Origin of the sequence: Idiomarina sp. UBA4206, assembly GCF_002383015.1 — a bacterium.
Taxonomy (GTDB): Bacteria; Pseudomonadota; Gammaproteobacteria; order Enterobacterales; family Alteromonadaceae; genus Idiomarina; species Idiomarina abyssalis.
The window spans coordinates 1-6,637 of the sequence record NZ_DFTS01000011.1; the positions used below are offsets into that span (position 1 = coordinate 1).

Consider the following 6,637-nt stretch of genomic DNA (forward strand, 5'->3'; position numbering starts at 1 on the left):
GACAACGCAGAGAATACGGATCCTGCACTTTCTCGCAGTCTTCGTGGTCTTTGGCAATTTCAGAACTGTCAGTCAGCACGTGACGCAGCATTTCCGCCGCTTTAATTTGCCCCGGCTGTCCGCGCACAGCGTGTACACGTTCATCAAATGGCGCACGTGAACCCATAGCGGCTTCCACAGAAGTCGCACCCACCACAATGGCCGCATGGTAGTTACGCTCAATTCGGAACAAACCTGCCAATGCCAGTGCGGTTGATGCCTGAGTGCCGTTTAATAAGGCCAGACCTTCTTTCGGCGCAAGTTCAAAAGGCTCAATGCCCGCTATTTTCAGACCTTCTTTAGCGTTTAGCACCTCGCCATTATGGCGCACCGTACCTTCACCCACTAACGGCAATACCATGTGCGCTAACGGCGCTAAATCACCAGATGCGCCTACGGAACCTTTTTCCGGTATGCAGGGATACACCTCGGCGTTCAACAGTTTAATCAACGCATCAACTAACACTTGCCGCACACCGGAAAACCCGCGCGACAGAGAGTTAATTTTCAACAACAACATTAAACGCACCACGGCGTCTTCCATTAAGTCACCGGTGCCGGCGGCGTGCGACAACACAATGCGGCGCTGTAAATCAGTCAAACGTTCTGGTGGAATACGTGTATTCGCCAGCAGTCCAAAACCGGTATTAATACCGTAAACCACTCGCCCTTGCTCCAGTACATCCGCAACGGTTTTTGCCGAAATCGCAATGTTGTCTTTCGCTTCATCAGAAAGCTTTAGCGTCTGATGCTGATAAAACCAGTGGCGCAGTTCGCTTAACTGCAACTGTCCTGGCTGTAATTCAAAATGACTCATGCAACCTCCTTACTTCGTATCCAGCATCGGTAAATCAAGCCCTTGTTCGCGGGCGCAGTTTTTCGCAATATCGTATCCGGCATCAGCATGACGCATAACGCCTGTGCCCGGGTCGTTCCACAGCACCCGGCTTAAGCGCTTGTCGGCTTCTTCGGTACCATCGGCCACAATCACCACACCAGCGTGCTGTGAATAACCCATACCGACGCCACCACCATGGTGCAGGCTGACCCAGGTCGCACCGCCGGCTGTATTCAGCAACGCATTCAGCAGCGGCCAGTCCGATACCGCATCAGAGCCGTCCTGCATCGCTTCGGTTTCGCGGTTAGGGCTGGCAACTGAGCCGGAATCCAAATGGTCACGACCAATAACCACAGGAGCTTTTAACTCACCGCTTTTAACCATGTCATTAAACGCACGAGCAATGCGGGCTCGGTCTTTAAGGCCAATCCAGCAAATACGTGACGGCAAGCCCTGGAAGCTAATGCGTTCTTTGGCCATATCCAGCCAGTTGTGTAAGTGCTCGTTGTCCGGAATCAGCTCTTTGACTTTCTGGTCGGTTTTGTAAATGTCTTCCGGGTCACCCGAAAGCGCCACCCAGCGGAATGGACCAATACCTTCGCAGAACAGCGGACGGATATAAGCGGGGACAAAACCCGGGAAGTCAAAGGCGTTATCAACGCCCACGTCTTTCGCCATCTGGCGAATATTGTTGCCGTAATCCAGTACAGCTGCGCCTTCTTTCTGGAAGTGCAGCATAGCGCGAACCTGTACCGCCATAGATTCTTTCGCGGCGGTTACCGTGCCACTGGGGTCGCTTTCCTGCTGCTCTTTATACTCCTCCAGCGTCCAGCCTTGTGGCAAGTAACCGTGCAGAGGGTCGTGGGCAGACGTTTGGTCAGTCACCACATCCGGTGTGACACCGCGTTGCTGCAATTCAGAATAAACGTCAGCGGCGTTACCCAGTAAGCCCACTGAAATGGCTTCGCCTTTTGCCATGGCGTCGTTAATCAGCTTTAACGCATCGTCCAGGTTGGTGGCTTTATGATCCACATAGCCGGTGCGCGAACGGAAATCGATGCGCGACTCATCACACTCCACCGCTAACATGCAAAAGCCGGCCATGGTGGCCGCCAAAGGCTGAGCTCCGCCCATGCCTCCAAGACCACCAGTAAGTACCCACTTACCTTTAGCGTCTCCGTCGAAGTGCTGACGCGAAACCGCGCCAAAGGTTTCATAGGTGCCCTGCACAATGCCTTGCGAGCCAATGTAAATCCATGAGCCCGCAGTCATCTGCCCGTACATCATCAGGCCTTTTTTATCGAGCTCGTTAAAGTGCTCCCATGTTGCCCATTCGGGCACCAGGTTAGAGTTCGCGATCAATACACGCGGCGCGTCTTCATGAGTCGGAAATACACCCACCGGTTTACCCGACTGAATCAACAGAGATTCGTTTGGCTTCAGGCGCTCTAAAGTTTCAATAATTTTGTCATAGCATTCCCAACTGCGCGCAGCACGCCCAATACCACCATAAACGACCAGTGCCTGTGGGTGTTCGGCAACTTCGTCATCCAGGTTGTTCATTAGCATCCGCTTTGCAGCTTCTACCTGCCAGTTACAGGTGGTTAGCTCGGTTCCATGAGGTGCGCTTATTTTGCGACTTTTATCCAAACGGGTGAATGACATGACTTACTCCTTAAAGGTTAAATGGCCACCTAACTTAAACCGGGAGCCAGGGTGAGTCAGTGTGGCAAAGGTGACCACACCGCCTGAGCTCCAGGTACGGCGCAAAATTCTGAGACAAGGTTCGTGACGGTCGATATTTAAGTATTGGCATATCGTGCTGACCGGCAGAATGGCTTCAATTTGATGACTGGCTTCGGTTAGCGGACTGACTACGCATAAATATTCATGCGGAGTGACCTTACTGTAGTCCTGCTTAAGATAATCGGGTACCAGCTTCGGATTCACAAAACGCTCTTCAAGCTGAACCGGCTGGTCATTTTCATAGTGGGTGATCAACGAATGAAAAACCGGATTCCCTTCTTCCAGCTCCAGTGCTTCCGCAATTTGCGCGCTTGCCGGCTGTTCTTTTAGCAAATGCACTTTGGCGCGGTAGTCGTGTCCCCGCGAACGCACTTCGTCGGCTATGTTGCGAATGGCCATAAACGAGGTTTGCGACTTGATGGGGGCAACGTAAGTACCGGACCCCTGCGTTCTTATCACCAAACCTTCATCCGCAAGCTCCTGCAAGGCTCTGCGAGCCGTCATACGACTGACCGAGAACTGCGTCGATAATGCGTTTTCCGAACTGACAGGGTGGTTTTCAGGCCACTCACCGGACTCTATCTTCAGATAAATGTGCTGTTTTATCTTTGAGAATTTATTCATCCCGACCCCAACAATGAATGATATGACACGGTACTTTTGAGGGTAAAAGTCTAGTCCAGAATAATTGTCTATACAAGTTACTTTTGCTATTCTTTTATCAGAACTCACCTTTAAGGACTGCTATGCAACGTATAGAAAACATCAACGCAGCAACAATGAACGATGATCAGGGCTATGGTCTGATCCACGACGCTACAGTCATTATCAATAAAGGAAAAATTGAATTTGTAGGTGCAGCCTTTGACGCTCCCGCCACTCCGACGGCGGAAGTCATTGACGGTAACGGCGGTTTGCTGACCCCTGGATTAATCGACTGCCATACCCATCTGGTATGGGCTGGTTCGCGGGCTAATGAATTTGCTCAACGTTTGCATGGCGCCAGCTATCAGGAAATTGCCGAGCAGGGCGGTGGCATTAAAAGCACCGTTAAGTCCACTCGCGAGGCTTCACAGGAAGAGCTGCTTAAATTAGCTTTAGAGCGAGCGGAAACCTTAATGTCACAAGGCGTCACCAGCATTGAAGTAAAATCCGGTTACGGGCTGGACTTAGAAAACGAGCGCAAACAGTTAACCGTAGCGCGTCAGTTAGCCGAACAGTTGCCGGTGAACATAAAGACCACGCTACTGGCAGCGCATGCCGTGCCGCCAGAGTTCAAGGATAACGCCGACGGCTATATTGATGAAATTATCCAAAACATTCTGCCGACTCTGGCGAACGAAGGGCTGGTCGATGCTGTTGACGCTTTTTGTGAAAGCATTGGGTTCAGCCCGGCACAAACTGAAAAAGTGTTTGAAGCAGCTAAAAAGTTAAGGCTTCCCATTAAGCTTCATGCCGAACAAATTACTAATCAGCAAGGCGCGAAGCTGGCCGCGGAATATCAGGCGTTATCTGCTGATCATCTTGAACAGCTAGACGAAGAAGGCGTTAAAGCCATGGCCGAAAATGGCACAGTAGCGGTGTTATTGCCGGGCGCATTCTATTTTCTGCGCGATACCCAAAAGCCGCCGGTTGAATTACTGCGAAAGCACGGCGTTCCCATGGCCATCGCTACCGATGCAAACCCGGGCTCTTCGCCTATTCACAACCTACCGTTAATGCTGCAAATGGCCGCTACCTTCTTCCACATGACACCGGAAGAATGCTTGCGCGGGGTAACAGTTAATGCTGCCAAAGCCTTAGGTGAAGAGAAAAGGGGCGTTATTGCCGAAGGCTGTTACGCAGATTTAGCGCTATGGAATTGTCAGGACGCCGCTGAGTTAACTTACCAATTTGGCGTCAACCCGCTAAAAACCTTGTGGTTTAACGGCGTCGCTCACGACCGTGTAAGTAAGCCGTGGTCAGCTCGCTAAGCAGCTGTCCGCAAATTTTCATGCCTTCATCGAAGCCCGCACTGCATAATGACGGTGCGGCTTCGGCAAGGTGCAGGTAACGTGCCTCGCTAACCTCTGCCAGTCGCTTAACGTACTGAAAGCCTTGTCCAAGACTCAAGCCAACATAATTCACCGCACTGGCAGGCACAGCGTTTAAGGCATCCACGTCAACCTCAATGCCCAGTGGACGCTGCCAGGACACCGCTTTTGCCACCACTTCGTCCATCACTTCAGTAAATGGACGCTCGTATAAGCGGTGCAGCGTATGGTAACGCATTCCTGCGTCCTGCAACTGGCGAAGACTGCTGGCGGAGTTTTTCCCCTGATGCAGACCAACAATATGATAAAACTCCAGCGCGCCTTCCATATAGGCGTAGCTAAAACCATTACCGGAATGACGACCCTCGCGCGGGCGAAAGTCTGCATGCGGGTCTAAATTCACGGCTCCACAGGCTTCACCGGTCACTTTATGCAGGCTCTTCAATAGTGGATACGCGTTATTGTGACCACCACCAATAACAATGACTTCAAAGCCTTGCTCGAACAGCGGCGTCAGCACCTTTTCCACCCGCGCATCGACCTGTGCGCAAAGTTCGCGTAACGTCGCTAGTTCATGCGGGTTCGAAGTATCCAGCTCCTCAGCTTTTTCATTCAAATCATCACAATTAACAGCACCAATCAGCAACAATTCATGGGTAGAAAGCAGGCCGGTTTTCTGCAGGTTCAAAAAGCTCTTGAGAAAGGACTGCCAGCCATCGTCAGCACCTGCGCGGCCAAGATTCGCGCGCACACCAATACTTTCCGGAACTCCCACTAAAGCTACGCGCTGGCCGTCTTCCCAGGCTGCAGCCAAGCTTTCTTCATAAGTTCCCTGCTCAGAAAGAACCCGAATAGCCTGACCAATTTTTGTTTCCTGCTCGCGCACCGTTACCCATTTAGCCGGATCGGTTAATTCTAAAAACGAAATCTCACTCATAGTTATTCAATATCTAGTGGTTCCGGAGACAAGATGACACCCGTGGTATCAATGTAGAGATGATCATCGGGTAAAAAGGTGACGCCGCCAAAGTTAACCGGCACATTCACTTCACCCACACCTTCACTAATTGCCCCCACAGGAATAGAAGCTACGCCAAGAATACCAATGTCCAGTTCTTCCAGCGCATCAACTTCACGCACAGCCCCATAACAGACAATGCCTTCCCAGTCGTTATCCATAGCTTGTTCGGCTATAGCAGCATCAAGCAGAGCACGACGTGCCGAGCCACCACCATCTATCAGCAACACTTTGCCGCCACCGTCTGCCGCCACCGTTTCTTCAATGAGCCCTTTGTCTTCGTGGCATTTAATGATAACCAGACGACCGCCGAAAGAGCTACGGCCTCCATAAGACTCAAACATGGGCTCAACCACATCGACCATATCGGGGTATAAATCGCAAAGTTCTGAAGTGTTGTATTCCATGATTGTGTTCCTGACGTTGCTATAGCAGTGACTGGCAGTATACCTGCTATCCGGCAAGGACAAAAGTAAGCCCGACAGAGGTAACGAAACCCTTGAATTATAGAATAAAAACCCGTTTAATCTAACTAACTATAATAATAATAAAGTGAATCGCTATTTTCATGCCGCAGCTTGACCTAATGACAAGTCTGGCAATAGAGACCTTTGCGCACGCCATACAAGCCGTTTTTCTTATCGGTTTCGCGTCGCTGCTTATGTATTATCACCGTTATTATCGACGTGACTACTTAAGTTACTGGTCTTTTGCCTGCTTTGCCTTTGGCCCCAGTGAGTTAATTCGCGCTTTCCTTGCAGGCAGCGCAATGGTTGCACCCGAGTCTGCGCTTAACTGGTCCGGCGGCTTACAAGGCATTGCCTTAACCTTCCAGTACCTGGCAATTTGCTTTATTGCTTTGGGGGCGTCCTGTGCCGCCTTTAACAGCAAACCACAAAAATACTGGCAGTATATTGCTTACGCCGTTTCACTCATTGGCGGGGTTATCTCCTACTTCTGGCT

6 protein-coding genes and 1 pseudogene are annotated in these 6,637 nt (G+C 50.8%); 2 read left to right on the forward strand and 5 right to left on the reverse strand.

The annotated features are described in order from the left end of the window. The 3 genes from B3180_RS01955 to hutC form a co-directional block, all read right to left on the reverse strand. The coding region (locus B3180_RS01955; protein WP_286842651.1) for an aromatic amino acid lyase at positions 1-856 on the reverse strand (856 nt) is incomplete at its 3' end. 9 nt (positions 857-865) lie between these two features. Further along, positions 866-2,542 carry a urocanate hydratase gene (hutU, locus tag B3180_RS01960; protein WP_271332265.1) on the reverse strand — a complete coding sequence of 559 codons (1,677 nt, stop codon included), beginning with the start codon at positions 2,540-2,542 and terminating at the stop codon, positions 866-868. A gap of 3 nt (positions 2,543-2,545) precedes the next feature. Next, positions 2,546-3,247, reverse strand: a complete 702-nt coding sequence (gene hutC / locus B3180_RS01965) for a histidine utilization repressor (RefSeq protein WP_054490313.1) — start codon at positions 3,245-3,247, stop codon at positions 2,546-2,548. 122 nt (positions 3,248-3,369) lie between these two features. Between hutC and hutI the strand changes: the two genes are divergently transcribed. Continuing rightward, the gene (gene hutI, locus B3180_RS01970) at positions 3,370-4,596 is read left to right on the forward strand and encodes an imidazolonepropionase (RefSeq protein WP_278358926.1); all 1,227 of its coding nucleotides are present in this window, start codon (positions 3,370-3,372) and stop codon (positions 4,594-4,596) included. Here the strand turns inward: hutI and B3180_RS01975 are convergent. Beyond that, positions 4,547-5,593, reverse strand: a complete 1,047-nt coding sequence (locus B3180_RS01975) for a formimidoylglutamase (protein ID WP_199495053.1) — start codon at positions 5,591-5,593, stop codon at positions 4,547-4,549. The two genes, hutI and B3180_RS01975, sit on opposite strands and share 50 nt — an antisense overlap. A gap of 2 nt (positions 5,594-5,595) precedes the next feature. Beyond that, positions 5,596-6,081: a ribonuclease E activity regulator RraA gene (rraA, locus tag B3180_RS01980; RefSeq protein WP_054490318.1), complete on the reverse strand. Its 486-nt coding sequence runs from the start codon at positions 6,079-6,081 to the stop codon at positions 5,596-5,598. A gap of 161 nt (positions 6,082-6,242) precedes the next feature. On the opposite strand from rraA, the pseudogene B3180_RS01985 reads away from it, so the two are divergent. Beyond that, a pseudogene (locus B3180_RS01985) lies at positions 6,243-6,637 on the forward strand (hypothetical protein); the annotation flags it as partial.

Coding starts and splice junctions, on each gene's coding strand:
- hutU (WP_271332265.1), bottom strand. CDS start 2,542: ATGTCATTCACCCGTTTGGATAAAAGTCGCAAAATAAGCGCACCTCAT.
- hutC (WP_054490313.1), bottom strand. CDS start 3,247: ATGAATAAATTCTCAAAGATAAAACAGCACATTTATCTGAAGATAGAG.
- hutI (WP_278358926.1), top strand. CDS start 3,370: ATGCAACGTATAGAAAACATCAACGCAGCAACAATGAACGATGATCAG.
- B3180_RS01975 (WP_199495053.1), bottom strand. CDS start 5,593: ATGAGTGAGATTTCGTTTTTAGAATTAACCGATCCGGCTAAATGGGTA.
- rraA (WP_054490318.1), bottom strand. CDS start 6,081: ATGGAATACAACACTTCAGAACTTTGCGATTTATACCCCGATATGGTC.